Origin of the sequence: Elioraea rosea (genome assembly GCF_007644105.1) — a bacterium.
GTDB classification, from domain to species: domain Bacteria; phylum Pseudomonadota; class Alphaproteobacteria; order Acetobacterales; family Acetobacteraceae; genus Elioraea_A; species Elioraea_A rosea.
The window spans coordinates 35,470-62,079 of the sequence record NZ_VFAC01000007.1 but is presented as its reverse complement, the minus strand read 5'-3'; the positions used below and the strand labels follow the sequence as shown (position 1 = coordinate 62,079).

Annotated in this window: 27 protein-coding genes; 14 read left to right on the top strand and 13 right to left on the bottom strand. The window is 70.6% G+C overall.

The features are described 5' to 3' along the window. The first annotated feature begins 91 nt into the window (after positions 1 to 91). From FIF60_RS07025 to FIF60_RS07010, 4 genes are all read left to right on the top strand, one after another. Positions 92 to 1,609 (top strand): acyl--CoA ligase, encoded by a 1,518-nt coding sequence (locus FIF60_RS07025; protein WP_144185274.1) that lies wholly within the window; start codon positions 92 to 94, stop codon positions 1,607 to 1,609. A 13-nt stretch (positions 1,610 to 1,622) separates the two neighbouring features. Continuing rightward, on the top strand, positions 1,623 to 2,606 hold the full coding sequence (locus tag FIF60_RS07020) for a 2-dehydropantoate 2-reductase (RefSeq protein ID WP_144185272.1): 984 nt from the start codon (positions 1,623 to 1,625) through the stop codon (positions 2,604 to 2,606). A gap of 8 nt (positions 2,607 to 2,614) precedes the next feature. Next, positions 2,615 to 2,929: a hypothetical protein gene (locus tag FIF60_RS07015; RefSeq protein ID WP_144185270.1), complete on the top strand. Its 315-nt coding sequence runs from the start codon at positions 2,615 to 2,617 to the stop codon at positions 2,927 to 2,929. A gap of 70 nt (positions 2,930 to 2,999) precedes the next feature. Then, positions 3,000 to 4,112 carry an AI-2E family transporter gene (locus FIF60_RS07010; protein ID WP_204251129.1) on the top strand — a complete coding sequence of 371 codons (1,113 nt, stop codon included), beginning with the start codon at positions 3,000 to 3,002 and terminating at the stop codon, positions 4,110 to 4,112. Here the strand turns inward: FIF60_RS07010 and FIF60_RS07005 are convergent. The 9 genes from FIF60_RS07005 to FIF60_RS06965 all read right to left on the bottom strand — a co-directional run bounded on the left by FIF60_RS07005 (position 4,022) and on the right by FIF60_RS06965 (position 15,567). Beyond that, positions 4,022 to 5,467: a GntP family permease gene (locus tag FIF60_RS07005; RefSeq protein WP_144185268.1), complete on the bottom strand. Its 1,446-nt coding sequence runs from the start codon at positions 5,465 to 5,467 to the stop codon at positions 4,022 to 4,024. The genes FIF60_RS07010 and FIF60_RS07005 overlap by 91 nt on opposite strands. A gap of 3 nt (positions 5,468 to 5,470) precedes the next feature. After that, positions 5,471 to 6,556, bottom strand: a complete 1,086-nt coding sequence (locus tag FIF60_RS07000) for a patatin-like phospholipase family protein (protein ID WP_144185266.1) — start codon at positions 6,554 to 6,556, stop codon at positions 5,471 to 5,473. 81 nt (positions 6,557 to 6,637) lie between these two features. Beyond that, positions 6,638 to 7,153, bottom strand: coding sequence for a DUF1269 domain-containing protein (locus FIF60_RS06995; protein ID WP_144185264.1), 516 nt, complete (start codon positions 7,151 to 7,153; stop codon positions 6,638 to 6,640). 75 nt (positions 7,154 to 7,228) lie between these two features. Next, on the bottom strand, positions 7,229 to 8,446 hold the full coding sequence (locus tag FIF60_RS06990) for an MFS transporter (RefSeq protein ID WP_158639102.1): 1,218 nt from the start codon (positions 8,444 to 8,446) through the stop codon (positions 7,229 to 7,231). A gap of 10 nt (positions 8,447 to 8,456) precedes the next feature. After that, the gene (locus FIF60_RS06985; RefSeq protein ID WP_144185260.1) at positions 8,457 to 11,510 is read right to left on the bottom strand and encodes an efflux RND transporter permease subunit; all 3,054 of its coding nucleotides are present in this window, start codon (positions 11,508 to 11,510) and stop codon (positions 8,457 to 8,459) included. Next, positions 11,507 to 12,592: an efflux RND transporter periplasmic adaptor subunit gene (locus FIF60_RS06980; RefSeq protein WP_144185258.1), complete on the bottom strand. Its 1,086-nt coding sequence runs from the start codon at positions 12,590 to 12,592 to the stop codon at positions 11,507 to 11,509. Before FIF60_RS06980 ends, FIF60_RS06985 begins: the two co-directional genes overlap by 4 nt. Before the next feature lie 91 nt (positions 12,593 to 12,683). Further along, the gene (locus FIF60_RS06975; RefSeq protein ID WP_144185256.1) at positions 12,684 to 13,472 is read right to left on the bottom strand and encodes an RMD1 family protein; all 789 of its coding nucleotides are present in this window, start codon (positions 13,470 to 13,472) and stop codon (positions 12,684 to 12,686) included. A 48-nt stretch (positions 13,473 to 13,520) separates the two neighbouring features. Beyond that, positions 13,521 to 14,897: a sensor histidine kinase gene (locus FIF60_RS06970; protein WP_144185254.1), complete on the bottom strand. Its 1,377-nt coding sequence runs from the start codon at positions 14,895 to 14,897 to the stop codon at positions 13,521 to 13,523. After that, entirely contained in the window at positions 14,890 to 15,567 is a 678-nt protein-coding gene (locus FIF60_RS06965; RefSeq protein WP_144185252.1) for a winged helix-turn-helix domain-containing protein, read from the bottom strand. The genes FIF60_RS06970 and FIF60_RS06965 overlap by 8 nt, the downstream gene beginning before the upstream one ends. Positions 15,568 to 15,681: 114 nt before the next feature. Here FIF60_RS06965 and FIF60_RS06960 point away from each other — a divergent pair, with 114 nt between their 5' ends. The 9 genes from FIF60_RS06960 (at position 15,682) to FIF60_RS06920 (ending at position 23,847) form a co-directional block, all read left to right on the top strand. After that, positions 15,682 to 17,142 carry a Do family serine endopeptidase gene (locus FIF60_RS06960; protein WP_158639101.1) on the top strand — a complete coding sequence of 487 codons (1,461 nt, stop codon included), beginning with the start codon at positions 15,682 to 15,684 and terminating at the stop codon, positions 17,140 to 17,142. Positions 17,143 to 17,371: 229 nt separating this feature from the next. After that, on the top strand, positions 17,372 to 18,388 hold the full coding sequence (locus FIF60_RS06955; protein ID WP_144185248.1) for a lipid A deacylase LpxR family protein: 1,017 nt from the start codon (positions 17,372 to 17,374) through the stop codon (positions 18,386 to 18,388). 26 nt (positions 18,389 to 18,414) lie between these two features. Next, the gene (locus FIF60_RS06950; protein ID WP_144185246.1) at positions 18,415 to 19,266 is read left to right on the top strand and encodes a DMT family transporter; all 852 of its coding nucleotides are present in this window, start codon (positions 18,415 to 18,417) and stop codon (positions 19,264 to 19,266) included. A gap of 174 nt (positions 19,267 to 19,440) precedes the next feature. Beyond that, positions 19,441 to 20,157: a PEP-CTERM sorting domain-containing protein gene (locus tag FIF60_RS06945; RefSeq protein WP_144185244.1), complete on the top strand. Its 717-nt coding sequence runs from the start codon at positions 19,441 to 19,443 to the stop codon at positions 20,155 to 20,157. 109 nt (positions 20,158 to 20,266) lie between these two features. Continuing rightward, positions 20,267 to 21,433, top strand: coding sequence for a YeeE/YedE family protein (locus FIF60_RS06940; RefSeq protein ID WP_144185242.1), 1,167 nt, complete (start codon positions 20,267 to 20,269; stop codon positions 21,431 to 21,433). Positions 21,434 to 21,494: 61 nt separating this feature from the next. Then, positions 21,495 to 21,803 (top strand): c-type cytochrome, encoded by a 309-nt coding sequence (locus tag FIF60_RS06935; RefSeq protein ID WP_144185240.1) that lies wholly within the window; start codon positions 21,495 to 21,497, stop codon positions 21,801 to 21,803. Between the two features lie 12 nt (positions 21,804 to 21,815). Beyond that, the gene (locus tag FIF60_RS06930) at positions 21,816 to 23,096 is read left to right on the top strand and encodes an NAD(P)/FAD-dependent oxidoreductase (RefSeq protein ID WP_144185238.1); all 1,281 of its coding nucleotides are present in this window, start codon (positions 21,816 to 21,818) and stop codon (positions 23,094 to 23,096) included. After that, positions 23,093 to 23,527 carry a thiosulfate oxidation carrier protein SoxY gene (locus FIF60_RS06925; protein WP_144185236.1) on the top strand — a complete coding sequence of 145 codons (435 nt, stop codon included), beginning with the start codon at positions 23,093 to 23,095 and terminating at the stop codon, positions 23,525 to 23,527. Before FIF60_RS06930 ends, FIF60_RS06925 begins: the two co-directional genes overlap by 4 nt. Then, positions 23,524 to 23,847 (top strand): thiosulfate oxidation carrier complex protein SoxZ, encoded by a 324-nt coding sequence (locus tag FIF60_RS06920; protein WP_144185234.1) that lies wholly within the window; start codon positions 23,524 to 23,526, stop codon positions 23,845 to 23,847. The genes FIF60_RS06925 and FIF60_RS06920 overlap by 4 nt, the downstream gene beginning before the upstream one ends. 3 nt (positions 23,848 to 23,850) lie before the next feature. On the opposite strand, the gene FIF60_RS06915 is transcribed toward FIF60_RS06920, so the two are convergent. Genes FIF60_RS06915 through FIF60_RS06900 form a run of 4 tightly spaced genes read right to left on the bottom strand, consistent with a single transcriptional unit; the run spans position 23,851 to position 25,917 of the window. Next, positions 23,851 to 24,306, bottom strand: coding sequence for a DUF3293 domain-containing protein (locus FIF60_RS06915; RefSeq protein WP_144185232.1), 456 nt, complete (start codon positions 24,304 to 24,306; stop codon positions 23,851 to 23,853). Next, positions 24,267 to 24,725, bottom strand: coding sequence for a gamma-glutamylcyclotransferase family protein (locus FIF60_RS06910; protein ID WP_144185229.1), 459 nt, complete (start codon positions 24,723 to 24,725; stop codon positions 24,267 to 24,269). Before FIF60_RS06910 ends, FIF60_RS06915 begins: the two co-directional genes overlap by 40 nt. A 4-nt stretch (positions 24,726 to 24,729) precedes the next feature. Then, positions 24,730 to 24,993, bottom strand: coding sequence for a hypothetical protein (locus FIF60_RS06905; protein WP_144185227.1), 264 nt, complete (start codon positions 24,991 to 24,993; stop codon positions 24,730 to 24,732). 3 nt (positions 24,994 to 24,996) lie between these two features. Next, positions 24,997 to 25,917 (bottom strand): pyridoxamine 5'-phosphate oxidase family protein, encoded by a 921-nt coding sequence (locus FIF60_RS06900; RefSeq protein WP_239451527.1) that lies wholly within the window; start codon positions 25,915 to 25,917, stop codon positions 24,997 to 24,999. A 53-nt stretch (positions 25,918 to 25,970) separates the two neighbouring features. Here FIF60_RS06900 and FIF60_RS06895 point away from each other — a divergent pair, with 53 nt between their 5' ends. Next, positions 25,971 to 26,555, top strand: a complete 585-nt coding sequence (locus tag FIF60_RS06895; protein ID WP_144185225.1) for an NAD(P)H-dependent oxidoreductase — start codon at positions 25,971 to 25,973, stop codon at positions 26,553 to 26,555. The last annotated feature ends 55 nt before the right edge of the window (positions 26,556 to 26,610 follow it).

The window sequence follows — 26,610 nt, the reverse complement described above, 5'->3', positions numbered from 1 at the left end:
CTCAGGCTGGGGGGCTTTCCCGCAGCGCCCCGGGATGCCACATGCTTCGCGCGCGGCGCGGCGGCCGCGTTCCAGGAGGAAAGGACCGAGAATGGCGGCCTTCACGACGGTTCCCCGGCTTCTCGAGGCAGGCCCGGCAGAGGCGCCCGCGATCCGCGCGCCGGAGGGGCGCCGTCCCCTCACCCATGCCGGGCTTCGCGCGCTCGCCGCGCGCACCGTCGAGGCGCTGAACGCCCGCGGCATCGGCCGGGGCGACCGTGTCGGCATCGTCCTGCCGAACGGGCCGGAGATGGCCACCGCCTTCCTCGCCATCGCCTGCGGGGCGACCAACGCGCCGCTGAATCCTGCCTACCGCGAGGACGAGTTCGCCTTCTACATGGAGGACGTGAACTGCCGCGCGCTCGTCGCCCAGCGCGGGGTGGCGAGCCCGGCCCGGGCCGCCGCCGAGCGCCTGGGCATTCCCGTCATCGAGCTCGTTCCGGGTGAGGAAGCGGGCAGCTTCACCCTCGAAGGCGGTCGCGAGGGCCGTGCCGCCTCGCCGGGCATGGCGGGCGAGGATGACGTCGCTCTCGTGCTGCACACCTCCGGCACCACGGCGCGGCCGAAGATCGTTCCGCTGACCCACGGCAATGTCTGCGCCTCGGCCCGGCACATCGGCGCGACGCTCGCGCTCGGGCCCGGCGATTGCTGCCTCAACATCATGCCGCTGTTCCACATCCACGGGCTGATCGCCGCGGTGCTCTCCTCGATCGGCGCGGGCGGGGCGGTGTGCTGCACGCCGGGCTTCGACGCGCTCAAGTTCTTCCGCTGGCTCGATGAGGAGCGGCCCACCTGGTACACGGCCGTTCCGACGATGCACCAGACGATCCTCGCCCGCGCGGACCGCAACGCCGAGATCATCGCCCGCGCGCCGCTCCGCTTCCTGCGCTCCTCCTCCGCCTCGCTTCCCGGGCCGGTGATGCGCCAGCTCGAGGAAACGTTCCGCGCCCCGCTCGTCGAGAGCTACGGCATGACGGAGGCGTCGCACCAGATGGCCTCGAACCCGCTCGCCGGCCCGCGCAAGCCAGGCTTCGTCGGCCTTCCTGCGGGGCCGGACGTCGCGATCATGGACGATGACGGAACGATCCTGCCGCGCGGCGGCATCGGCGAGGTCGTGATCCGCGGCCCGAACGTGACGAAGGGCTACGAGGCGAACCCGGAGGCGAACGCCAAGGCCTTCACCAATGGCTGGTTCCGCACCGGCGACCAGGGGATGTTCGACGAGGACGGGTTCCTCCAGCTCACCGGCAGGCTCAAGGAGCTGATCAACCGCGGCGGCGAGAAGGTCTCGCCTCTCGAGGTCGACGGCATCCTGTCCGACCACCCAGCCGTCGCCCAGGCGCTCACCTTCGCCATTCCGCACCCGAAGCTTGGCGAGGAGGTTGGCGCGGCAGTGGTGCTGCGCGAGGGGATGGAGCTGTCCGAGCGCGAGCTGCGCGATTTCGCGGCCAAGCACCTGGCCGACTTCAAGGTGCCGCGCAAGGTGGTGTTCCTGCCCGAGATTCCGAAGGGCGCGACGGGCAAGCTCATGCGCATCGGGCTTGCCGAGAAGCTTGGGCTGACGGCGTGAGGGGCGTGGTCTGATGCGCATCTGCATCTTCGGCGCCGGCGCGATCGGCGGGCTGATGGCCGCGCGGCTTGCCGCCAAGGACGCGGCGGAGGTCACCATCATTGCGCGCGGGCCGCATCTCGCGGCGATGCAGGAGAAGGGCCTCGTGCTCCGCAGCGACGGCGAGGAGATCACCGTCCGCCCCCGCTGCGTCGCCTCCGCCGCAGAGGCGGGCGAGCAGGACTACGTGGTGGTCACGCTGAAGGCGCACTCGCTTCCCGCAGCGGCGGAGCAGATGCAGCCCCTGCTCGGACCCGACACCGCGATCGTCTCCGCCGTCAACGGCATACCCTGGTGGTATTTCCACAAGCACCCGGGCGGGCAGCATGAGGGGCACCGCCTGTCCTCCGTCGACCCAGACGGGTCGGTCTGGCGCCTGCTGCCGCCCGAGCGGGCGATCGGCTGCATCGTCTATCCGGCGGCCGAGGTGGTCGAGCCCGGCGTGATCGAGCACACCTATGGCGACCGGTTCACGCTCGGCGAACCGGATGGCTCGCGCAGCCCGCGCGTGAGCGCGATCTCCGAGGCGCTGATCGCCGCAGGGTTCAAGGCGCCCGTGCGGCCGAAGATCCGCGACGAGATCTGGGTCAAGCTCTGGGGCAACCTCGCCTTCAATCCGATCAGCGCGCTGACGACGTCCACGCTCGACACGCTCACGGCCGATGCCGGCCAGCGTGGCGTCGCACGGGCGATGATGCTGGAGGCGCAGGCCGTGGCCGAGGCGCTCGGCATCCGCTTCGCGATCGATGTCGACAAGCGCATCGCTGGTGCGGCCGAGGTGGGCGCGCACCGCACCTCGATGCTGCAGGACCTCGAGCGCGGCCGGCCGATGGAGATCGACGCGCTGCTCGGCGTCGTCGTCGAGCTTGCCGCGCTCGTCGGCCGCCCGGCACCGATCTGCGAGACCGTGCTTGCGCTCGTGCGCGCACGGGCGCGCGAAGCCGGCTGCTACGGCTGACCGCGCCGGTGTCGCTCAGCCGCGGAGGGGCACTCGGGCGACTCTGGCGCGGCGAGATTCCGCTGCCCGATGCGTTCTGGACCTGGGCAGTCACGATCGGCTTCATCCTCAACGGTTCGACCTCGATCGCCTGCTACGTTCTGCTGATCGCCGACGAGCCGGAATGGGCGCTCGTCATCGGCTACCTCCTGTCGGTGCCCTATAACGTCATCGCGACCGTCGGCGTACTGCGCTCGGCCCGCCGCGATGACGCCGACCCCGCCTTCGCGCGCTTCGCGCGTGCGGTGATCGTGCCGGCGATGGTCGTGCTCAGCCTTACATGAGGGTATCTCCGCCCATGCCGCGGCAAGCCGGTTCCCATGCTCCGGCCGGGGGCAAGCCTGGGGAGCAGCGATGAGCACGTCGCGCGGAATGACCGCGATGGTGGCGACCGTCACCGCCATCCTCGTCATCGCCGCGCTGGCCCTCGCGCGCCCGGTGCTCGCGCCCGTCGCCTGCGCGCTGTTCCTCATCGCCGTCGTCTGGCCTCTGCAGAAGGCGCTGCAGGCGCGGATGACGCCGGTCCTTGCCGTGCTGGTCACGGTGTTCGCGACGCTCGTCGCGGTCGGCATGCTGGCCTCGATGGTGGTATGGGGGTTCAACCGCGTCGCCTTCTGGCTGATCGCGAACGGCGCGCGGCTGCAGGAGATCTTCGTCCAGCAGACGGCCTGGCTGGACGACCACGGCATCGGCGCGGCCGCGCTGCTTGCGGAACATTTCGACATACGCTGGATGGTGCGGGCGGCGCAGCAGCTCACCGGCTACGTGCAGGGCTTCGTCAGCTTCACGATCATCACGCTGGTGTTCACGCTTCTCGGGCTGCTCGAGGTCGAGGCGGTTGCGGAACGGCTCGCGCGGCTCGGCCAACGCGGGGCAAGCGCGGTCGGCACCTCGCGCGACATCGCGCGCAAGCTCCAGGTGTACATGGCCGTCCGCACGGTGATGAGTCTGCTGACGGGCTTCGGCATCTGGGCCTTCGCGCGCGTCACCGGCCTCCAGCTTGCCGAGGAATGGGGCGTCATCGCCTTCGCGCTGAACTACATCCCCTTCATCGGACCGCTGGTGGCGACGGTATTCCCGACCCTCTTTGCCGGGCTTCAGTTCGGCGAGTGGCAGATGGCGATCACCGTCTTCCTCGGCATGAACCTGATCCAGTTCGTTCTCGGATCCTATCTCGAGCCGCGGATGACGGGACGCGTGCTCTCCGTCTCGCCTTTCGCAGTGCTGTTCGCGGTGTTCTTCGGCGCGCTGATCTGGGGCGTGGCCGGCGCCTTCCTCGGCACGCCGATCCTCATCGCCATCCTCTCCGTCTGCGAGCGGAGCGAGGGTGCACGGTGGGTCGCGGTGCTGCTCTCCGGCGGAACCGGAAGGCTCGCTCAGAACGAGCCGACGAGCGAGCCGATCACCACCACCGCGACGAGCGCGATCACCGGCCCGACGATCACCGACATCACCAGATCGCCGTAGCTCTCGCCATGCGTCGTTCCGCTGACCTTCAGCAGCGTGACCACGGCACCGTTGTGCGGCAGGCAGTCGAGCGTGCCTGAGCTCATCACCGCGATGCGGTGCATCAGCGCGGGGTCGATCCCGTATTCGGCGGCAAGCTGCATGTAGGTTTCGCCGAGCGTGCCGAGCGCGATCGTCATCCCACCCGAAGCGGAGCCGGTGAGCGCGGAGAGGACGTTGATGGAGGCGGCGAGCGACACGAGCGGCCCGCCGCCGATGCCGAGCACCCAGTCCCGCACCAGCTCGAAGGCCGGCATCGCCGCAACGACGCCGCCGAAGCCGACGAGCGAGCCGACGCTGAGCACAGGCAGGACCGAGGCGTTGGCCCCGGCATCGACCGTCTCCTTGAGCGCAGGCAGCCTGTGCCAGTGCAACGCGAGCAGGATGACGATGCCGGCAGCCAGCGCGACGATGACGGCCCACACGCCGCCCACGGCGGAAAGCGTGGTGCCGCCCCAGGCCGGGTCTGCGAGGAAGGAGGCATCCATCCGCGGCAGCACCACGAAGCTCATCACCAGGTTGACGATAAGCACGGTGATCAGCGGCAGCACCGAGGCGAGGAACGCCGGCGGCTCGGCCACCCGCTCGCCCTGCGCAAGCTCCGCCGGGTCGAATTCCCGTGCCACCGTGGCGAGCTCGCGCACGCGCGGGTCGGCCATGGCCTCGGGCGAGGCGACCCCCTCGAACCCCTCGCCGGCACGGCGCGCCGCGGCCTCGCGCCGGCCCACCCACCAGAGACCGAAGCCGAGCATGATGGCCGACGCGATCAGCCCGAGCCCGGGTGCCGCGAAGGGCGTCGTGCCGAAGAACGGCATCGGGATCGCGTTCTGCAGCGCAGGCGAGCCTGGCAGCGCCGACATGGTGAAGGTGAAAGTTCCCACCCCGATTGCTGCCGGCATCAGCCTGCGCGGAATGTCGGCCTCACGGAACAGCGCGGCCGCCATCGGCACCAGAACGAAGAAGGCGACCATGAGGTTGACGCCGCCATAGGTGACGACGGCGCCGACGAGAACGACGGCGAGGACCGCGCGTTCGGGGCCGAGCCGCTGCGACACCCAGGCGGCGATCGCGCGCACCGCGCCGCTGTCGTCCATCAGCTTGCCGAACACCGCGCCGAGCAGGAACAACGGGAAGAACTGTGCCGCGAACCCGGCCGCGCCATCCATGAAGGTCTGCGTCCAGTGCGCGAGCAGCGGTTCGCCGGACGCGGCGGCAGCGATCAGCGCAGCGATGGGCGCGAGCAGGAGCACCGACCAGCCGCGATAGGCAAGCCCGATGAGCAGGACGAGGCCTGCGAGGATGCCGAGAAGGCCCATGCCTCAGCACTCCTGCTCGAGCAGCACGTTCATGTCCGAGGTGGAGGTGCGGCCGAGCCTGTCGCCACGCGTCTCGAGGAACTCCGAGGCGGCCCGCCGCCCCTCGTCGCGCAGCATCGTCAGGAACGCCCATTCCGCGTTCAGCTTCGAGGACTGGCCGAGCCGAACCATCATGTCGGACCGGATCCGGTGCGTGCGCATCCTCGCCCAGCGCGCCGCCTCGCCCTGCGCACCGGGGCCGACCACCTGGCGGAGCAGCGCCATCATGCGAAGCTCCTTCAGCAGCGTGGCGTTGAAGGAGACCTCGTTGATGCGGTTGAGGATCTCGGCCGCGGTGCGCGGCGTGCCGGGCCGCTCGCGCGGGTTGATCTGCACGAGGATGGTGTCGTCGGCATCCGTTTCGCGGACGAGCGGAGTGATGGTCGGGTTGCCTGCGAAGCCGCCGTCCCAGTAGGCCTCGCCGTCGATCTCGATCGCCTGGAACATCGTCGGCAGGCAGGCCGAGGCGAGCAGCACGTCGGGGCTGAGCTGGGCGTTGCGGAAGATCTTGCCCCGGCCCGTGCGCACGTTCGTCGCCGTGACGAAGATCTTCATCGGCGAGCGTGCGAGGCGCTCGAAGTCGACGCAGGCAGCCAGGATCTCGCGCAGCGGGTTCAGCCCCTGCGGGTTCAGGTCGTACGGGGAGAAGAGCCGCGTCATCACGTCCATCGCGATGAAGGCGGGCGAGGTGTCGAGCGACCATCGACCGAGCATCACGTCGACCGGGCTGCGGCGAAGCGGGCTCCACGCAGCGGCGTCGGACACCGCGCGCCAGAAGCCAGCGAGCGCGAGGCGCGCGCCTTCCGCGCCGCCAGCAACGTAACCATCGGCAAGCACGGCAGCGTTCATCGCACCGGCGGAGGTGCCCGAGACACCCTCGATGACGAGCCAGGGCTCCTCGAGAAGCCGGTCGAGCACGCCCCAGGTGAAGGCGCCATGCGCGCCGCCGCCCTGGAGCGCGAGATCGACCTTCAGCGTGCCACGCGGAGCGCCATCACCAGCCGGCGTCGCCTTCGGCTTCGTTCTGCCGCCGCCAGGTTTCCGAGCCATTGGCCGCCCCCGTTTCGATAGCGCTTCGGAGCAGGCTCTAGCACACCCATGCTGCACTGCACAACGGAACGGAGGGCGGCGTCAGCCCTTGGCCGAGGCCGCGTGCGCCGCCTCGGCGCCGGCAAGCGCCTCGCGCAGCGCCTCCTCCTTCGTCTCGTCGAAGGAGGAGCGAAGCACCGTGCCGCCGAAGCCCTTGAGCTCGGCGAGGACCTTGTCGGTCGTCATCTTGCGGATCAGAACGAACAGCGCCGCGTTGCCCGAATGAAGCGTCTTGGCGGCGTCCTTCATGAACTGGTCGTTGATGCCGAGATCGGTGAGCTTGCCGCCGAGCGCGCCGCCCGCCGCGCCGATGGCGGCTCCGGCGATCGGCATCAGGAACAGGAGGCCGATCAGGCTGCCCCACAGCGCGCCGGAAAGCGCGCCCGCCTTCACCGGCTGGAAGAGCTGGTTCAGCTTCACCGACCCGTCGGCCTGCTTCACCGCGACGACGGCGTCGCCGAGCTCGACGAGATACTCCTGCTGCATCGAGATGAGCTTGCTGCGCAGCGCCTCGGCCTGCGCCTCGGTCGGGAACTCGACGACGAGTAGATCGGCCATGATTTCTCTCCCGTTTCGTTGTGCGTCTGTCTGAGGGTCCGGCGGAGATGAGGTGAGCGGAAATCATCGGGGCATTCAAGCGCGCTCGGGTTTCGGGTCGCCGCGCCAGATCCAGGCTGCGCCGAGCCCCGACAAGGCAGCCAACACGCCAAGGGTGGCGAAGGTTGCGGCAAACCCCGCCTCGACGCCGAGCCAGCCCGCGAGCGGGTAGGCAAGCAGCAGCGCCAGCGTGCTGAGCGCGAACTGCGCGGCGTAGAGCGAGGGCTTGTCCTCCCGCGCCGCGGATCGCTGGATCAGGATGCCGTAGGGCGTCGTCGCGAGCGCGGCGCCGAGGCCGATCAGGAACCAGAGAGGCAGCAGCGCCCGCAGCCCCTGCACCGCCGTTCCAGCCACAAGCGACAGGGCGACGAGAAGCGCGCCTGTGAGCATGACGTTCCGCTCGCGCCGCCGGGTGAGCAGCCACGGCATCGCGAGCGTGCCGATCACCGAGCCGAGCCCGAAGGTGGCAAGCCCGATCGCTGTGGCGCGGTCATGATCGGCGGCGCGGACATTGACGAGAACGACCGTGTTGACGACGACCATTGCCGTGCCGAGCGCGGACACGACGCCGAATGCCGCGAGCGCGCGCAGCCGCGGTGTCGTAGCGAAGGCGCGGAAGCCGACGGCGAGGCGCTCGCGAACGCCCCGCCCCGGCCGCGGCACCGGCTGCGGCAGGGCGACGCGGAGGATCAGCGCGGCTGAGATGACGAAGCCGATGGCGGTGCCAACGAACAACGCCGGGCCTTCCACGACGAGCAGAAGTGCCGCGGCGAGGACCGGGCTCGCCGTGCCTTCGAGCTCATAGGCAAGGCGGGCACGCGCGAGAGCGCCGGCATAGTCCGCCTCCTCCGGAAGCAGTTCCGGGATGGTCGCCTGGAACACCGGTGTGAACACGGCTGAGGCCGCCTGGAACACGAAGATCAGGAAATAGATCTGCCACACCGAGGCTGCGAAGGGCATCGTGAGCGCGACGGCTGCGCGAAGCCCGTCCATTGCGATCAGAAGAGACCGGCGCGGCAGGCGCGAGGTGAGCGCCGCGGCAACGGGGGAGATCAGGATGTAGGCTGCCATCTTGATCGCGAGCGCGGTGCCGAACACGGCACCGGCATCGGCGCCTGCGAGGTCGTAGGACAGAAGCGCGAGCGCGACCGTCGCGATGCCGGTAGCCAGCAGCGCCAGCACCTGGCTCGCGAACAGGTGATAGTAGGCGCGACGATCGGTGACGCGGAGCGACGGCTCGACTCCTTCGGCCATCGCCGGCCGATCAGCCCTTTGTCGCCTCGCGCCGCTCGCGCCAGCCGAACCAGGTGGCATAGACGGTCGGCAGGAACACGAGGGTGAGAAGCGAGGCGACGAGCAGCCCGCCCATGATGGCGAAGGCCATCGCGCCCCAGAACACCGTCGGCGCGATCGGGATCAGGCCGAGCACGGTCGAAAGCGCGGTCAACAGGATGGGCCGGAAGCGCGAGGCGGACGCCTCGATCACCGCCTCGCGCACGGGCTTGCCCGCACGCCGCTCCGCCTCGATCTGCTCGATCAGGATGACCGCGTTCTTCGCGATCATGCCAACCAGCGCAAGGATGCCGAGGATGGCGACGAACCCGAGCGGCTGGCCGGAGACGAGAAGTGCCGCGACGACGCCGATGAGCCCCAGCGGCACGACCGAGAGAACGATCGTCATGCGCTGGAAGCTCTTGAGCTGGAACATCAGAACGGTGAGGACGAGCATCATCATCAGCGGCACGACGGCGAACACCGAGGCCTGGCTGTCCGCGCTTTCCTCGGCGATGCCACCCAACTCGATGCGATAGCCCTCCGGCAGGCGCGCGGCGAGCGCCGCCATGTCGTCCTCGATCGCGCTGATCACCGTCTCCGGCAGGACGCCGGGTGCGACGTCGGACTGCACCGTCAGCGTCGGAACGCGGTTGCGGCGCCAGACCTGCGGATACTCCTGCGCATACTCGAAGCGCGCGAACTGGCTCAACGGCACCGAACGCCCGCCAGGCAGCGACAGCTGGAGGGTGCGCAGCGTTTCGATCGAGAGCGCCTGGCCGTCCGTCTCGCGCACGACGACATCGACGAGGTAGATGTCGTCGCGCACCTGCGTCACCGTCACGCCAGAGATCGCCGCGTTCAGGGCGCTGGCGACGGCGTTGGAGGAGAGGCCGAGAAGCCGCGCCTCGTCCTGGTCGACCTGGATGCGCAGCACGCGCGCGGGCTCCATCCAGTCGAAGTTGATGCGCCGCGTATCGGGCGCGCGCGCCATCACCTGCGCGACCTCGAGCGCGATCTCGCGCACCTCCGAAAGTCCCGGGCCGGTGACGCGATACTGCAGCGGCCAGCCGACGGGGGGGCCGAGCTCGAGCGGATAGACGCGCCCGATCGCCTCGGGGAACTCCTCTGCGAGTAGCGCCTCGAGCCTTGGCTGCAGCCTCTCGCGCGCCTCGATCGACTTCGTCACGATCACGCTCTGGCCGAAGAACGGGTTGGCGAGCTGGACGTTCAGCGGCAGGTAGAAGCGGATCGCGCCGCGCCCGACATAGCTCGACCAGCGCGCGATGTCGGCGTCCTCGGCGAGCCGCTCGTCGAGCCGGCGGATGGCGTCGTTGGTTGCGTGGATCGAGGCGTTCATCGGCAGCTTGAGATCGACGAGAAGCTCGACCCGGTCCGACGGCGGGAAGAACTGCCGTGGAACGAGCGGAAGTGCGAGGATCGACAGGACGAACAAACCGATCGCTGCCCCCACCGTCACCCAGCGGAAGCGGATGGCTGTGCCGAGGAAGCCGCGATAGGCGCGGAGCACGGCGCCGCCGTCGCCCGGCTCCTTGCCCGGCTTCGGCGGACGAAGCAGCGCGATGCCGAGAAGCGGGGCGAAGATCACCGCGACGAACCACGACGTGATCAGCGCGATGCCGACGACGGCGAAGATCGAGAAGGTGTACTCGCCCGCAGAGCTCTGCGCGAAGCCGATCGGAACGAAGCCCGCCGCGGTGACGAGCGTGCCCGCGAGCATCGCGAAGGCAAGCGCCTTGTAGGCGTAGACGGCGGCATCCTCCATCCTGTCGCCGGCGGCGAGGCGCCGCGTCATCGCATCGATCGTCGTCATGGCGTCATCGACCAGAAGCGCGAGCGCGATGATCAGCGCGCCGAGCGAGATTCGCTGGAGGTCGATACTGGCCAGTTCCATAAGCGGGAAGACGATCGCGAGCGTCAGCGGAATGGCGATCGCCACCACCGTGCCGGCGCGTACGCCGAGCGCGATGAAGCTGACCACGAGCACGATCAGGATCGCCTGCCACAGCGAGGTGGTGAAATCCGAGATCGCCTCGTCGACCGTCGCCGCCTGGTCGGCCACCAGCGTCGCCTCGATGCCGATCGGCAACTCTGCGACGATCTTCCGCATCTCCTCGGCGATGTTCCGCCCGAGGCCGAGGATGTCGCCGCCCTCCTGCATGGCGATGGCGAGCCCGAGCCCCTCCTGTCCGTTGACGCGGAACAGCGGCTGCGGCGGGTCGGCATAGCCGCGGCGGACAGTCGCGACATCGCGCAGCCGCAGGATACGTCCGCCCACGGCGAAGTTGACGTCGAGGATGTCCTGCTCATTCGTGAAGGCGCCCGAGACGCGCACCGACAGCGCCTCCGCCCCAGTGCGGATGACGCCTGCGGGCCGGACCACGTTCTGCGCGGCAAGCGCGGCGACGAGCTGGTCGGGCGTCACGCCGATCTGGGAAAGCGTTGCGAAGGTGAACTCGACGAAGATGCGCTCGTCCTGCGCGCCGAGGATCTCAATCTTCGACACGTCCGGGACCATAAGCAGCCGAGAACGCGCCTCCTCTACCCTGTCGCGAAGCTCGCGCCGCGAGAACCCGTCAGCCGTGAAGCCGTAGATGATGCCGTAGGTGTCGCCGAACTCGTCGTTGAAGAACGGGCCGAGCACGCCGGCAGGCAATGTATGGCGGATGTCGCCGACCTTCTTGCGCACCTGGTACCAGGCGTCGGACACCGCGCGCTCCTGCGCGGAGCCGACGAGGTCGACGAAGATCACCGAGAGGCCGGGGTTGGTGTAGCTGCGGAGGTTGTCGAGATGCGGCGTCTCCTGGAGCTTGCGCTCGAGCCGCTCCGTCACCTGCTCGAGCGTCTCCTCAAGCGTGGCACCCGGCCACTGCGCCTGGACGACCATGGTGCGGATGGTGAACACAGGGTCCTCGGCACGTCCGAGGCGGAGGAAGGTGAGCGTGCCGGCGACGAGCGCGCCGATCATCAGGAACACGACGATCGAGCGGTTGCGGACCGCCCAGGCCGAGAGGTTGAAGCTCACGGCGTGGCGCCGAGCAGGCGGACCTTCTGGCCAGGGCGCAGCGCCTGCACCCCGGCGGTGACGACCACCTCACCCGGTTCGAGGCCGCGCAGGACGATGACGTTCGCAAGGTCGTAGCGGTCCACCTCGATGGGGCGGAGCGACACCGCGTTGCTCGCGGGGTCGACGACCCAGACGGCGGGAAGCTGGTTGGCCCGCGTCAGCGCCGAGTTTGGGATGCCGATCCCTGCTCCGCCCTCGAGCCGTACCGAGCCCGTCACGGTCGAGCCGAGGCGCATCTCCTCGGGCGGGTCGGTGAGGCCCACCTTGACCTCGAAGGTGCGCGTCACCGGGTCTGCCTGCGGGGCAACCTCACGCACGCGCCCGGTGGCGCGCACGGCAGGGTTTGAGGTCAGCGCGACGGCGATCACCGGGTTGGGCGGCGCCTGGCCGAACAGCGCGGCGGGAACGTCGAACACGGCATCGCGCCCACCCTCGCGCGCGAGCCGCACGATCATCTGCCCGGCCGCGACGACCTCGCCAGGCTCCGCGCCACGGGCGGTCACGTGGCCCGGCGCATCGGCGACCAGCACCGTGTAGCTCAGATTCTCCTCCGCGATCGCCACCTGCGCGTGCGCCGCGTCCACCTGCGCCTGGGCGCTGCGGAAGGCCTGCACGGCCTGGTCGTGCCGCGCGCGCGTGGTCCAGCCGTCGCGCAACAACTGGTCCTGCCGGCCGAACTCGTTCTGCGTCTTGGTCAGCACGCTCATCGCTGCGGCGAGGTTTGCCCGCGCGCCGCGCAGCGCATTCTCTGCCTGCTCGGGCTCGAGCCGGGCAATCACCTGCCCGGCCTCGACACGGTCGCCGACATTGACCGTCCGTGCCGTCATCCTCCCCGCGACGCGGAAGGAAAGAGCGACATTGTCCTCTGCCTCGATCCGGCCGGTGAGGGAGACGGTCTCGCCCCCTTCCCGTTTCTCGATGGTGATGACGCGGACGGGCCTGATCGGCTCGGCGTCCTGCTGGGCCTCCTGGCCGCAGGCGGCGAGCAGGCCAAGCAGAGGCGCGGCAAGGCCAAATGCCCTCAGCAGTCCGTGTCGCATCGATCCCCTCGCCGGCCAGGGCCGGTCATGTTGATGCCGCACCTAACCATGAGAGGCGGGCGCGGGGCGATGAGAAAGATCAAGGCGGCGCTCAGCCCGCGATCGCCTCGTACAGGGTGGCGATGACCTCGATGGCGATCAGCACGACGATGGCGATCTCGAGGCCGAGGCTCCGGCGCGCCTCGATGATCTGCAGCAGCGACTGCACCGTCTCGCCGACGAGGGCGAGCTTGCGGTCGAGCAGGCCGGCCCGCTCGCGCAGCTCGAACTCCTCCACGAGCCGGGCATGCAGCGGTTCGAGCGCGGGATTGTCCCACAGCACGTCCGGCTTGCCGTCGGCATCCACCCGTGCCGTGGCCCGGCTCCGCGCATCCAGGGCGGAGCCGACGGCGCGGAGCAGGCTGCGCGATGTGGCGCCGACGCGGCCGAGCCGCTTCAGCCGCGCGATCACCGGCTCCATGCCGTCGAGGGTTCCGGCAAGCGAGGTTTCCTGGTGGGAGAGGGCAGCGCTCTTGGCCAGCGCATCCGCCACCACGGCGAGGCGGGCAGGGTCGAATCCGGTAAGCGTGATCGTCCCGCCCGGCTCCACCCCGTCCTCGGCGCCGATCACCGCCACCGCCTTCTCGTCGACCGGCTGCGCCATCCGGTTGACCATGCGGGGGCGTAGCGCCTCGAGCGCGGCGGCCTCGGCCGCCTCGTTGGCGCCGAACAGGACGAGCGCGCCCCAACGCATCGCGAAGGCCGCCTCCACCCCGGGCAGGACGATCTGCAGCGGGTCGGCCGTCGCTGCCCCCGCCCGGCCGAGGCCGCGCAGGTCGAGCCGCTCGCCGACGAGAAGGGCGCGGGCGGCAAGCACCGTCGGCTGTTGCGGATCAGGCATGACCCGAGGCTAGGCCGATTCCGCCCCCGGGAGATATGCCCGCGTCCGCTACGCCGGCGGCGGGGGGATGAAGACGCGCGCCACAAGCCCCGGCATGTCGCTACCGGGGGCGGCGTCCTCGAGCGTCACCGCCATGCCGTGCAGGCCGGCGACGGCGCGGACGAGCGCGAGCCCGAGCCCGGAGCCTGGCGTTGCGCGGGCGGAATCGAGCCGGTGGAAGCGGCGGAACACGCGCTCCCTTTCGGCCTCCGGAATGCCCGGACCGTCATCGGTGACGGAGAGCTCCACCCCGCCTGCGGCCGCGGGGCTGAGCGCGATGCGCACCGCCCCGCCCTCCCGACCGTGCCTCACCGCGTTCTCCGCGAGATTGGCGATGAGCTGGGTGATCAGCGCGCGGTCGCCGAAGCCCTCGATGCCAGGCACGATCTCTGCCTCGAGCGTCTGGCCGCGCTCCTCCGCCGCGGGCGCATAGACCTCGGCCACCGCTTCGGCGACGCCGGAGAGGTCGAACCGGCCGAAGGCGCTCCGCTGCGCGCCGGCCTCGACCTGGGCTATGCGGAGAAGGGCGGCGAAAAGCTCGAGGATCGCGTCGCACTCCGCCTCCGCCGCAGCCGCCGCCTTCGCCGCCTCGCCCTCGCCCGCGGCGCGGCGCACCTCCTCGAGCCGCTGGCGAAGCCGGGTGAGCGGCGTGCGCATGTCATGGGCGATGTCGTCGGTGACGGAGCGGAGCGCGGCCATCACCTCGCCGAGCCTGTCGAGCATCGCGTTGATCCGCGCCGACAGCGTGTCGAACTCGTCTCCGCGCCCGGCGACAGGCAGTCGGCGCGCGAGGTCGCCGGCAGCGACGGCGGCGAGCGCCCGGTCCATCGCCGCGGTACGCCGCGCGATCCCGCGGCCGATCAGATAGCCTCCGGCAAGCCCGATCACGATCGCCCCGAACGCCACCCAGCCCGCCGCGCCGAGCAGCCGCGACTCGAGCGCGCGGACGGCAGAGAGGTCGCGCCCGACCACAAGCGTCGCGCCGCCGGAGAGGGCGGCGCGAAGCGCGATCACCGGAACGGTCGCACCGGAGGCCTCGCGCACCTCGATCGTCTGCCAGCCCATCTCTGGCGGGGCGGTGGCGAGGTTGCCGGCGAGCCTCTGCCCGTCGGGCGCGGCGAGCAGGTAGTACTCGACGCCCGCACGGTCGGCGGCGAGCCGCGCCTCGATCGAGAGCGCGACGCCGCGCAGGCCAGAGAGAGCGGCGGACTGGCCGAGCACGCCCATGCCGCGCGCGACCTCCTCGGAGGCCTGGCGCGCGGCGAAGCCCACCGTCGCCCACCAGGCGATGGCGCCGAGCAGCACGGTTCCGGCAAGCGTGAGGGCGAGGTGGAGAAGTGTCAGCCGGAAGGTGGTGGTGCGGGTGAAGCCGCCGCCCTCACCCATCGTCGCGCACCACGTAGCCCGCGCCGCGCACGGTATGGATCAGCGGGCGGTCGAAGCCCTTGTCGATCTTGGACCGCAGCCGGCTGATATGGGTCTCGACCACGCTCGTCATCGGGTCGAAATGAAAGTCCCAGACGGCTTCGAGAAGCATCGTGCGCGTCGCCACCTCGCCCTTCCGCCGCATCAGGAACTCGAGGAGCCGCCACTCCCGCGGCTGCAGCGTGATGCGCTGGCCCGCGCGCGAGACGGTATGGCGAAGCAGGTCCATCTCGAGGTCGCCGACACGGAGAAGAGTGGTCTCCTGCTGCAGCCGCGGGCGGCGGGCGAGCGCGTTGACGCGCGCGAGAAGCTCGGCGAAGGCGAAGGGCTTGGCGAGGTAGTCGTCGCCCCCGGCATCGAGGCCCTCCACCCTGTCGCCGACGCCGGCACGCGCGGTGAGGAAGATCGCCGGCGCCGTCACCCCGGCGGCGCGCAGCGCGCGGACGAGGGACAATCCGTCGAGCTTGGGCAGCATGCGGTCGACCACGAGCACGTCATGGCCACCGCCGGAGGCGAGGAACAGCCCCTCCTGGCCATCGGCAGCATGGTCGACCGTGTGGCCCGCCTCGATCAGGCCGCGGCGCACATAGGCGGCCGTCTCGGAATCGTCCTCGACCAGGAGAATACGCAAACCCCACACCTCCGTGCGCCAGCATACGAAACCGTAAGCCCCCGGACAGCGAAGCACGATGGCCCATGCGCTTTCCTCCCTCCCGAGATGAGACCACCAGAGGGAGCCTCACCGATGATGACACTGATCCGCCGACACCGCCGGGGCGCGCTTGCCGGCGGCGTGCTCGCGCTGGCGCTCGCGACCACGGCGCTGACCGGCCTTCCCGGCATCGCGCAGGACCGCGCCGCCCCCGTGCAGTCGATCCCTGTCCAGGCAATTGGCCGCGCGGCGGGGCCAGACTTCGCCGATGCCGCAGCCCGCGTCGGGCCGGCCGTGGTGCGGGTGCGCGCCACCCAGGCCGTCCGCCCGGTCGCAGCGATGGAGATGCCGCCAGAGCTTCGCGGCACGCCCTTCGAGGATCTCTACCGCCGCTTCGGCGAGCGTGCGCCCCAGGCCGGCGAGCGGCCGCGCATGGGCGAAGGCTCGGGCTTCATCGTCGATGGCGCCGGCTACGTCGTGACGAACGCCCATGTCGTCGCCTCGGCCGAGAACGTCGAGGTCGTGCTCGCGGACGGCCGCACCCTCGAGGGCAAGGTCGTCGGCCGCGACCGGCCGACCGACATCGCGCTGATCAAGGTCGAGGCCGGCGGGACGCTGCCGACGCTCGCCTTCGGCGACAGCGACCATGTGCGCGTCGGTGAGTGGGTGATGGCGATGGGCAACCCGTTCGGCCTCGGCGGAACGGTGACGGCCGGCATCGTGTCGGCGCGCGGTCGCCAGATCGGCGCCGGGCCGTATGACGACTTCATCCAGACCGATGCGCCGATCAACCCGGGCAACTCGGGCGGGCCGCTCGTGAACGCGTCGGGCGAGGTGATCGGGGTGAACACCGCGATCTTCTCTCCCTCCGGCGGCAATATCGGCATCGGCTTCGCCGTGCCCTCCGCCATGGTCAAGCGCGTGGTCGCCGAGCTGAAGGCGGAAGGCAGGGTCGAGCGCGGCTGGCTTGGCGTCTCGATGCAGCCGCTCGACCCCGAGCTCGCGACCGCGCTGAAGGCGGGCGCCGAGAAGGGCGTGCTCGTCGCCTCCGTCGAGGCCGAGGGGCCTGCCGCGAAGGCGGGGCTCAAGGCGGGAGACGTGGTGACCAGCGTCGATGGCGCGGCGATCGCGACCCCGCGCGACCTTGCCACGGCCGTCGGTGCGGCGAAGCCTGGTGCTGCGATGACGCTCGCGATCCGGCGTGAGGGCGAGGTGAAGGAGCTTCGCGTCACGCTCGGCGAGCATCCGGGGAGCCGTGCCGAGGCGGCACGCCCGGCCGGCGACCAGCGCCCGGCGATCGGCCTCGCACTCGGCGAATCGCCCGAGGGCGGCGTGCGCGTGATGCGCGTCGAGCCGGGCAGCGTCGCGGCAGAGCGAGGCTTCCGTGAGGGAGACGTCATCCGCCGCGTCGGCGAGCGGGAGGTGACGAAGCCCGCCGAGGTGGTCGAGGCGGTGGAGAAGGCGCGGGCATCGGGCGAGCGCTCGGTGGCGCTGCAGGTCGAGCGTGCCGGGGCCGGGCGGCGATACATCGCCGTTCCCCTGCGCGCGGCCTGACCGGGGCAAGGGGCAAGCACCGGTCCGGCGACGCCGGCCGCCCGGAAGGGTGGCCGGCGTCCTCGCATTGAGCGCGGCACGGGCTTGTCAGAGGCGGTGCGGCAACAGCCGGCCGTAAACCGGCGCAGATTTCTTCGCTTCGGTTGACAACCTGGCGCACGCTCGTGCGCTATCGGTCTTGATGAAGCACAAATCCTCTTTGCGGCGCGCCCGCCTTCTCGTCACTGCCATGGCGGTGACCCTTGCCGGGACGCTCCCCGCCGCACGCGATGCCACGGCGCAGACCCTCGACCCGAAGGGCACGTTCTCCTTCACCTTCGAGAACGACACCTTCGCGGGAACCGACAAGAACTACACCAACGGCTTCCTGTTCCAGTGGCAGTCCCCGTCCGAGGGCGCGCCCTACTTCCTGCAATGGGTCGCCAACCACTCGCTGTTTCTGCTGCCGAGCAACGGCGCGGTCCGCTGGGGCGCAGGGTTCGGGCAGAACATCTACACGCCCTCCGACACCCAGGCCCGCATCCCAGACCCGACGGACAGGCCCTATGCCGGGTGGCTCTACGGCACGATCTCGCTGACCTCATACGCCGAGGCCGCCTACCAGGCCCGGCAGATGAACGTCACCAAGTACGGCGCGATCGAGCTGCAGGTCGGCGTGGTCGGGCCATCCGCGCTCGGCGAGCAGGTCCAGAACAACGTCCATGACCTCTTCAACTTCAAGCGTGCGCTTGGCTGGGACTACCAGCTGAAGGACCAGCCGGGCGCCAACCTGGTGTTGACCAGGCAGTGGCGGGTGAACCTGCCGATCGATGCCGAGGACCCGCAGGGCCTCGCCGGCGGCTTCGTCCCGAGCTTCACCGCAAGCCTCGGCAACGTGCAGACCTACGCCTCGGCGGGCCTGCTCATGCGCTTCGGCAGCAATCTCGAGGCCGATTTCGGGCCGCCCCGCATCCGGCCCGCCCCGGCCGGCTCCGGCTTCTTCCAGCCGGACGGCCGCTGGGGCTGGTACGTGTTCGCGGGTGGCGAGGTGCGCGCGGTCGCTGTCGACGTGTTCCTCGACGGCAATACCTGGCGCGACAGCCCGAGCGTGGACAAGCGGAACTTCGTGGGCGATGGCGTGTTCGGCTTCGCCGTGATCATGCCCTGGGCCAGGCTCTCCTACAGCCACACCTTCCGCTCGCGCGAATTCGACACCCAGGAGGAACTGCAGCAGTTCGGGTCCATCACGCTGTCGTTCCGGCTCTGACCGCACCGACCTGAAGGCAGGCCTGAATGCAGGGCTTCGCGCTCGCGGGCGCGGCGGCGCTGATCTGGTCGAGCGCCTTCGCCGCAGCCAAGTTCGGCATCGCCGACTGTCCGCCGCTTCTCTTCCTCGTCATCCGCTTCGTCTCTGCCGGCAGCATCATGCTCGCCTGGGCGGCAGCGCGCGGAATCAGCACCGGGCGGCGCGAAGTCGCCGTCCTCGCGGGGCTCGGGCTTCTGAACTTCGGGGCCTATCTCGGCTTCTCCACTGTCGCGCTCGCCTTCGTGCCGAGCGCGGTGGTCGCCGCCATCGTGGGCGTAAACCCGGTGCTGTCGGTCGCAGCCGCTGCGGTGCTGCTCGGCGAGACGCCGAGCCGGCGGGCGATCGCGGCACTCGGGCTCGGCGTCGCGGGGCTTGCCATCGTGATGCTGCCGCGTGCAGTCGCAAGCGGCGGCGGCGATGCCGTTGGCTATGCGCTTGCCGTGTTCGGGCTCATCTCGCTCTCCCTCGGCACGGTGCTGTTCCGCCGCTACGGCACGCGGGCGGAGCCTGTTCTCGCCAACGCTGTGCAGAGCCTCGGCGCAGGCCTCGCCCTCGTTCCCGTCTCTGCCGCGCTCGAGAACTGGGGCGCGATCCGCGCCACCGCGACACTTGTCGCAAGCCAGGCCTGGCTCGTCGGCGGCGTGTCGATCGCGGGCTACCTGATCTGGTTCCGCATGTTGCGCTCGGGCAGCCTCGCCGCCGCGGCCGTCGCGCAGTTCGCCGTGCCGCCGCTCGGCCTTGCGTATGGCGCGCTCCTGCATGGCGAGACGCTGGCGGTGACCGACCTGCTCGGCCTCGTTCCCATCCTCGGCGCGCTGGCGCTGATCAACCGGAAATAGCGCAAGTACATTGGTATTATTGTCGGAGATTGTGACAGTCCTACCGACGTATTCATCGCCTTTCGAACGCAATCAACGCCTTAATCACTTGGCATCACGCTTGCTACCACGAGTGGCATGACCCTCTCGCGTCACGCGGGACTTTGCATCACACCGTTCGTGGGGAACTCGACGATGCGCTCGATCACCGCTCTCAAGGTTTCGCTGCCCCTCGCCGCCGCCTTCTGCGGCGCCTTCGCCTTCGCCGCGCCGGCCGAGGCGTCGACCATCTGGGTGCGCGACGGCAATGGCGGCACCGTGTTCAATGGCGGCCCCGGCTCGGTCACGCTGACCGTGCGGGTCGACGGGGTGAACACCACCGTCCAGGCCGGTGCCTTCCGGCTCCAGTACATCTTCTCCGAGGCCACCCCCGGCGGCTCCGCCCCGGGCTGGACCGATTTCCTCACCTACTGCCTCGAGCCCGACGAGCTGCTCGGCATATCCGGCAGCACGCCGAAGAAGGGCTCGTTCTCCGAGGGCCTCGCCGGCACGCCCTACGCGGCGGACGAGACGGCGCTGACCCGGCTCGTGAACACGCATTTCGCCGACTCGCTGACGAGCGCCACCAAGTCGGCCGCATTCCAGGTCGCGCTTTGGGAAGTCGCCTACGACGCGGTGGCCGATCTCGGCGACGGCGCGTTCCGCTACACCGCCTCTGGCGCGGTGCGCGCCCAGGCGCTTGCCTACCTGGACGAGGCGAGCTGGATGGCCGGTACCGAGAATCTCGACGTCATCCTCCGCATCGGCAGCCAGGACCTGATTGTGCAGGTGCCGGAGCCGGGGACGATGGCGCTCCTGCTCGCCGGGCTGCTCGGGCTCGGCGTCGCCGCGCGGCGGCGCCACAGCGCCTGAAGCCAGCATGGGACGACGACGGGGCGGGGCGCTGCCCTGCCCCCTCTCGGCTGCCGCCACGCGGCGCTGACGTCTTGCGGCGATCGGGTTTTTCTGTTTCCACGCCGCCATGCCGGGTGTTTCCTCTCGTCTTGCCGTACTCCCCCTTGCCGGGCTGATCGTCGCGGCCGGCCTCTGGCTCGCCGCCGAGCATGGCTGGCGTCTCGGCGTACTCTGGGCGATCGGCGCGGGACTCGGCCTCGTTCTGCTGCATGCCGGGTTCGGCTTCACCGCGGGCTTCCGGGCGCTTCTCGCCGAAGGACGGGGGGCAGGGTTCCGCGCCCAGCTCGTCCTGATCGGGCTGACGCTTGCACTGTTCGCGCCTGCGCTCGCGGCCGGGGAGATCGCCGGGCAACCTGTGCGCGGCTTCGTGTTTCCCACCGGCCTTGCGCTGGTCATCGGCGCCTTCCTGTTCGGCATCGGCATGCAGCTTGGCGGCGGCTGCGGCTCGGGAACGCTCTATTCGGCAGGCGGCGGCGTGCCGCGCATGTGGCTCACCCTCGCCTGCTTCGTTGCCGGCGCGACGCTTGCTGCCTGGCAGTCGGAGCTCTGGAGCGCCCTGCCCGCGTTGCCGCCCATCTCTCTTCCAGCGCTTCTCGGCCCGGCGGGGGCCGCAGCGGCCGCTCTCGGGGTTCTAGCCCTCGCCTGGCTCGCGTCCGTCACCATCGAGCGGGCGTGGCACGGTGCCATCGCCCCGATCGGCGGCAGGGGAAGCCTGGCCTTCGGCCCGTGGCCGCTCCTCTGGGGCGCGGTGGGCTTGGCACTTCTCTCCTTCGCCACCCTCGCCATCGCCGGCCGCCCCTGGGCCATCACCGCCGCCTTCCCGCTCTGGGGCTCGCGGCTGGTCGAGGCGCTCGGCATCGATGACCCAGCCTTCTGGCCCTACTGGGAAGACCCGACGCGGACGGAGGCGCTGCTCCGGCCGCTTCTCGCAGACAGCATCACGGTGATGGATCTCGGCATCATCGCAGGCGCGGCCTTCGCGGCACGCCTGCGCGGCGGACCGATGGTGCTCGCCCTACCACGGCCAGGCGAGGCGGCGGCCTCGGTGATCGGTGGGCTCTGCCTCGGCATCGGCGCGACACTCGCGACGGGGTGCAACATCAGCGCCTATCTCGCCGGCATTGCGTCGGGCTCGCTGCATGGCTGGGCATGGATCGTCCCCGCGCTGATCGGCAACGCCGCGGGCGTCAGGCTTCGGCCGCTGTTCGGGCTCTCGCCACGTTTTGGCGCTTGAAACAGAAAACCACGTCAAGTAAACGCATTTTCCTCTGAACGACGCGTGCCGGGGGGAACACATGCGCATTGCCATCCTTGCAACCGCTGCGCTGCTTGCCGCGCCGGCGATGGCGCAGGCGCCCACCCGGCAGGTTTCCGCCCTCTCTGCCCCCCTCGCCGCCTACGCCTGCGGCGGCTGCCACGGCGTCGGCAGCACCGGCTCTGGCCCCGTCGTCGCCCTCGCGGGGCGGCCGGAGCAGGAGATCGTCTCCGCCATGAAGGCGTTCCGCGCCAACGAGCGCCCGGGCACGATCATGGGACGCATCGCCCGCGGCTACACCGACGAGGAGATCGCCGCGATCGCCGCCGCGCTCTCCTCCTGGCGCTGAAGGACGCTCGCCATGACCGCCCTGCTCACACGCCGTTCCCTCGCGCTCGGCACCGCCGCCCTTCTCGCCGCCCCCTCCGTCGCGCGCGCGCAGGCATCGCTGCGCCTCGTCATCATCGGCGGCGGGTTCGGCGGCGCCTCGGCCGCACGCTTCGCGCGCGACACGTACCCCGACGTGCAGGTGACGCTCATCGAGCCGCGCACGCGCTTCGTCACCTGCCCCTACGGAAACCTGGTGATCGCCGGGAAGCGCCAGCTCCCTGAGATCAGCTTCGGCTACGATGCCGTGCGCGCCCGCGGCGTGACGGTGCTCCATGACCGCGCGGCAGGGATCGATGCCGCGGCGCGCAGCGTGCGCCTCGCCGGCGGGCAGAGCCTCGCCTATGACCGGCTGATCCTCTCGCCCGGCATCGCGCTCCGCTGGGGCGGCATCGAGGGATATGACGAGGCGGCGTCGGAGCTCCTGCCGCATGCCTGGGTGCCGGGAGACGGCGGGCAGACAGCGCTTCTGCGCCGCCAGCTCGAGGCGATGGAGGATGGTGGCGTCGTCGGCCTCGCCATCCCGGCCAACCCGTTCCGCTGCCCGCCCGGACCCTATGAGCGGATCAGCATGATCGCGAGCTACCTCAAGCGCGCGAAGCCGCGCTCGAAGATCCTCGCGCTCGATGCCAAGGAGGGGTTCAGCAAGCAGCCCCTGTTCCAGGATGCCTGGGCCGCGCTCTACCCCGGCATGATCGAGTGGGTGCCTGGCAACCGCGACGGCCGCGTCGTCAAGGTCGATCCGCGCGAGCGCGTGCTCGAGACGGAGTTCGGCACGAAGCACAAGGTGGCGGTCGCCAACGTCATCCCGCCGCAGAGCGCTGCCTCCATCGCGATCGAGGCGGGGCTCGCCAATGCCGGCGGCTGGGTCGAAGTCGATCCCGTCACCTTCGAGGCGAAGGCGGCTCAGGGCATCCACGTGATCGGCGACGCCAACACCGCGCCGCCGATGCCGAAATCGGGCTTCATCGCGAACTCGACCTCGCGCCAGGCCGTCGCGTCCGCCATAGCGCTTGCTCGGGGCGGGCAGCCGCCCGGCAACCCGACCTACTTCAACACCTGCTACAGCCATTGCGGAGACGAGTACGGCATCTCCGTCGTCAACCTCTTCCGCCCCGGCGGGCAGGGCTTCGTCGAGACGCCGAACTCGGGCGGCATCTCCCCGCGCGGCGACCACCCTGAGCAGCGGCGCCTCGAGGCCGTCTACGCCGACGCTTGGTACAAGGCGATCACGGACTACATGTTCGGGGCATGACGACGAGCCGACGAGCCTTCCTCGCTGCCCTCGCCCTCGCCCCGGTTCCCTTCGCTGCCGTGGCGGAAGCCGGCGCGCTCGACCGCGCGATCGCAGAGGCGACGGGCGGGCGCACGCCGACCGATGGGGGCGTGACGCTGTCCGCACCCACGGTTGCCGAGAATGGCGGCCAGGTGCCTGTGACCGTGACGGTGGAGAGCCCGCAGGACGGGACCCTCCACGTCACCGCGATCCACCTCTTCGCCACGCGCAACCCCACGCCCGGCGTCGCGAGCTTCCGGCTGACCCGCGCGGTCGCGAAGCCGGAGGTGACGACGCGCATACGCCTCGCAGAGGAGCAGGTGGTCGTCGCGATCGCCGAGCTCTCCGACGGCACGCTGCGGCGCGCCACCGCCTCGGTGCGCGTCACCACGGGCGGGTGCCTGTCGTGAGCGGGCTCGCGACGCCGCGGCTGCGCGTCCCGCGAATCGCCCGCGCAGGCGAGGCGTTCGAGGTGCGGCTGCTGATGGAACACAGGATGGAAAGCGGCATCCGCATCGGCGCGCCGTCGGTTCCGCGCGACATGCTCGCGAGCATGACGGTCGCCGCCGGAGGCGAGACGCTGTTCGAGGCGCGCTTCGGCAACGGCACGGCAGCGAACCCGTTCCACGTGTTCTGGCTCCGCCTCGACCGCACGGCAGACCTCGTCTTCACCTACGCGGACGAGCAGGGCCGCACCGCATCGGCCACGCATCGCGTCACGGTCGCCTGAGCGTCACCGAAGCAGCAGGAGCCGCACAGCGCCGCGGCGCTGGACGAGCAGGACGGCGTTCTGGTCGAGAGCACGCCCCCAGCCTGCTGCATGGGACGGGTGCTTGAGCCGGACAAGCAGGCTCGGCTCCGACGGCCACTGCCCTGCGTGATCGCCCCCCTCGCCTTCGAGATGCGCGATGCGTGCCGCAACCACCCTCGCGCGGAAACGACGAAAGCTCGCGCGCTCCACGCCTGGGCGCCGTGGCCTGCCGCGCGGCGCGCAGGGCGTGACGAATACCGCAGCCATCGCCGCGCCCAGCCAGGCGCCGACGCGCCGCGGCACCGTCGTGCCGACGGAAAGCGAAATTGTCTCGTCTCGGAACCACACCGCGTAGCGCGCCGCCCTGTAGGCAGGGACGGTGCGGAGGGGGATGCGGCTCAGCCCGCCACCTTCTGCCGCCGCAGCATCGCCACCCATTCGGGGCTCAGCAGGTCCTCTGCGGCGAGGAAATGCGCGAGGTACCAGGCCGGTGGCGCAAGCCCTTCTGCGCAGCGCGCGGGGTTGGCGAGATAGGTGACCGCCGGGCGCGCGACGCCGCCCGCGCGGGGGATCACCTCGATGGTCGCGCGGAGGTAATGGCCTGGCACGCCCTCTGCCGCATCGAGCGCGTCGAGCTCGCGCTCCGTCAGCTCGTAGCCGATGCCTTCGGCCTGCGACGCATGGTCCGGCAGAAGCGTCGCGTAGGCCGTGCCGTCGTCGTTGCGCTTGAGGAACGCAAGGCGCATCCCCCGCACCACCACCGCGATGCGCCCCGCGACGCGCGCGGCATCCGCCCCCGTGCGGGACGCGAGCCGCGCGGGGTCCATGTTCGAGCCGTAGGAGACGTAGAGGGGCACGGGGCTACACCCGCTGCCAGCCCCGCCTGAGATAGGAACGCGACAGGATGAAGGGGGCTGCGATCGCGTAGAGAACCCACACCACGACGATCAGCGGCCAGAACAGGAAGAAGCCGGAGAACAGCAGGATCAGCAGCAGCGAGATCACCGCATGCGCCCAGAGCCCCTGCAGGCCGAACCAGATCGGCCCGAGCAGCCCGGCGCCGATCACCGAGAGCGGGGTGACCGATTCCGTGTAGCCGTTCTGCGGGTTCCGGTAGGCGGCCATCGCTCAGTACAGCCTCTCGACATAGGCGGTGAACGTATCGGCCTCCGCCTTGTCAGGGTCGATGCCGCCGACCTGCTCGGCCACCATCCTCCCGATCGTCGGCAGGGTGCCGGCCGGCAGGTGCTTCTCCGGGTTCCAGAGCTCGGAGCGGATCAGCGCCTTGCCGCAGTGGAAGAACGCCTCCTCGACCGTGATCACCAGCGCCGAGGCAGGCACCTTGCCGCGCTCGATCATCGTCGCGCGCAGCGTCGGGTCCGTGCTGATCGCAGCGCGGCCGTTCACGCGCAACGTTTCGCGAACGCCGGGGATCATGAACAGGAGCCCGACGCGCGGATTGGCGGCGACGTTCATCATCGTATCGACGCGGTTGTTGCCCAGGCGATCGGGGATGGCCAGCGTCGCGTCGTCGAGGACACGGACGAAGCCCGGTGCGTCGCCCCGCGGCGTCGCGTCGCACCAGCCGCGCTGGTCGGCCGAGGCGATGACGCAGAAAGGCGAGAGCGCGATGAACCTTCGCGACCAGTGGTCGAGCGCCGTGCGCGTCTTGGACGCAGCGAGCGGGCGCGGGCTGCCATAGGCGGCGCGCACCTGCTCGGGCGAGGCGAGCGTGTCCTCCGCGGCGGCTTCGGCGTCCTCATGCGCGCCGCGCGGCACCACCTCCATGCGCGTGATCGTCACCGGCCCCGCGCGGAGGAGGTTCATCGACGAGACGATGATCTCCGCGAGCCGCCCCGGCGTGATGCTCTCACCCGGAATGTCGAGCAGGAAATCCTCGACCGCCGCGTGGCCCCCGTTGGTGAAGTCGACGCGCGCATCGAACTTCACTCGGAACCGGCTTGACGGCAGCGCGACATAGGGCGGCGCGTCAGGATCGGGCGTGAGGGTGACGGGAAGGGCGTGTTCGGCGGTGTGGGCGTCGCTCATGCGGCGATGGTAGCGTCCTCGCCTGGCCGAGGCGAGGGAGAGGTCGCGCAGCCGTGGCGAAGCGTATCGTGATCATCCAGGGCCACCCCGACCCGGCGGGCGGGCATCTCTGCCACGCGCTTGCCGAGGCCTATGCCGCGGGCGCGCGTGAGGCCGGGCACGGCGTGGATGTCGTCACGGTCGCCTCGCTCGCGTTGCCGCCGCTGCAGACGAAGGCCGAGTTCGAGCGTCCCGCGCCGCCGGAGGTCGCCGCCGTGCAGGAGATGCTCGCCGCGGCCGACCATCTCCTGCTCGTCTTCCCGCTCTGGCTCGGCGGAATGCCGGCCGTCCTGAAGGGCGCGCTCGAGCAGATCCTGCGCCCTTCCTTCGCGCTGCTCGATCCCGACAGCGGCTGGCGCGGCAGGCGGCGCCTCGCAGGGATCTCGGCGCGCGTCGTCGTCACGATGGGCATGCCTTCCCTCGCCTACCGCTGGTGGTTCGGCGCACACGGGGTGAGGACGCTGGACCGCGCCGTGCTCGGCCTCGTCGGCATACGGCCGGTGCGCAAGACCTATCTCGGCGGCGTCGAGGCGGCGCCGGAGGCGAAGCGGGCGCGCTGGCTCGCTGAGATGCGCGCACTCGGCCGAGACGCGAAATGAGACGGGCGGGAGCCGAAGCCCCCGCCCGCAATCACGCTGCCACGGTGCGGCAAGC

What these genes read in the sequence shown, in the direction of transcription:
- FIF60_RS06960 (WP_158639101.1), top strand. Translation starts at nt 15,682, where the DNA reads ATGATGACACTGATCCGCCGACACCGCCGGGGCGCGCTTGCCGGCGGC.
- FIF60_RS06990 (WP_158639102.1), bottom strand. Translation starts at nt 8,446, where the DNA reads ATGGCCGAAGGAGTCGAGCCGTCGCTCCGCGTCACCGATCGTCGCGCC.
- FIF60_RS06995 (WP_144185264.1), bottom strand. Translation starts at nt 7,153, where the DNA reads ATGGCCGATCTACTCGTCGTCGAGTTCCCGACCGAGGCGCAGGCCGAG.
- FIF60_RS06900 (WP_239451527.1), bottom strand. Translation starts at nt 25,917, where the DNA reads ATGAGCGACGCCCACACCGCCGAACACGCCCTTCCCGTCACCCTCACG.
- FIF60_RS06970 (WP_144185254.1), bottom strand. Translation starts at nt 14,897, where the DNA reads ATGGGTGAGGGCGGCGGCTTCACCCGCACCACCACCTTCCGGCTGACA.
- FIF60_RS06925 (WP_144185236.1), top strand. Translation starts at nt 23,093, where the DNA reads ATGACGACGAGCCGACGAGCCTTCCTCGCTGCCCTCGCCCTCGCCCCG.
- FIF60_RS07010 (WP_204251129.1), top strand. Translation starts at nt 3,000, where the DNA reads ATGAGCACGTCGCGCGGAATGACCGCGATGGTGGCGACCGTCACCGCC.
- FIF60_RS06905 (WP_144185227.1), bottom strand. Translation starts at nt 24,993, where the DNA reads ATGGCCGCCTACCGGAACCCGCAGAACGGCTACACGGAATCGGTCACC.
- FIF60_RS06950 (WP_144185246.1), top strand. Translation starts at nt 18,415, where the DNA reads ATGCAGGGCTTCGCGCTCGCGGGCGCGGCGGCGCTGATCTGGTCGAGC.
- FIF60_RS07020 (WP_144185272.1), top strand. Translation starts at nt 1,623, where the DNA reads ATGCGCATCTGCATCTTCGGCGCCGGCGCGATCGGCGGGCTGATGGCC.
- FIF60_RS06955 (WP_144185248.1), top strand. Translation starts at nt 17,372, where the DNA reads ATGGCGGTGACCCTTGCCGGGACGCTCCCCGCCGCACGCGATGCCACG.
- FIF60_RS06930 (WP_144185238.1), top strand. Translation starts at nt 21,816, where the DNA reads ATGACCGCCCTGCTCACACGCCGTTCCCTCGCGCTCGGCACCGCCGCC.
- FIF60_RS06945 (WP_144185244.1), top strand. Translation starts at nt 19,441, where the DNA reads ATGCGCTCGATCACCGCTCTCAAGGTTTCGCTGCCCCTCGCCGCCGCC.
- FIF60_RS07000 (WP_144185266.1), bottom strand. Translation starts at nt 6,556, where the DNA reads ATGGCTCGGAAACCTGGCGGCGGCAGAACGAAGCCGAAGGCGACGCCG.
- FIF60_RS07025 (WP_144185274.1), top strand. Translation starts at nt 92, where the DNA reads ATGGCGGCCTTCACGACGGTTCCCCGGCTTCTCGAGGCAGGCCCGGCA.
- FIF60_RS07005 (WP_144185268.1), bottom strand. Translation starts at nt 5,467, where the DNA reads ATGGGCCTTCTCGGCATCCTCGCAGGCCTCGTCCTGCTCATCGGGCTT.
- FIF60_RS06980 (WP_144185258.1), bottom strand. Translation starts at nt 12,592, where the DNA reads ATGCGACACGGACTGCTGAGGGCATTTGGCCTTGCCGCGCCTCTGCTT.
- FIF60_RS06935 (WP_144185240.1), top strand. Translation starts at nt 21,495, where the DNA reads ATGCGCATTGCCATCCTTGCAACCGCTGCGCTGCTTGCCGCGCCGGCG.
- FIF60_RS06975 (WP_144185256.1), bottom strand. Translation starts at nt 13,472, where the DNA reads ATGCCTGATCCGCAACAGCCGACGGTGCTTGCCGCCCGCGCCCTTCTC.
- FIF60_RS06915 (WP_144185232.1), bottom strand. Translation starts at nt 24,306, where the DNA reads ATGGGTGGCGATGCTGCGGCGGCAGAAGGTGGCGGGCTGAGCCGCATC.
- FIF60_RS06940 (WP_144185242.1), top strand. Translation starts at nt 20,267, where the DNA reads ATGCCGGGTGTTTCCTCTCGTCTTGCCGTACTCCCCCTTGCCGGGCTG.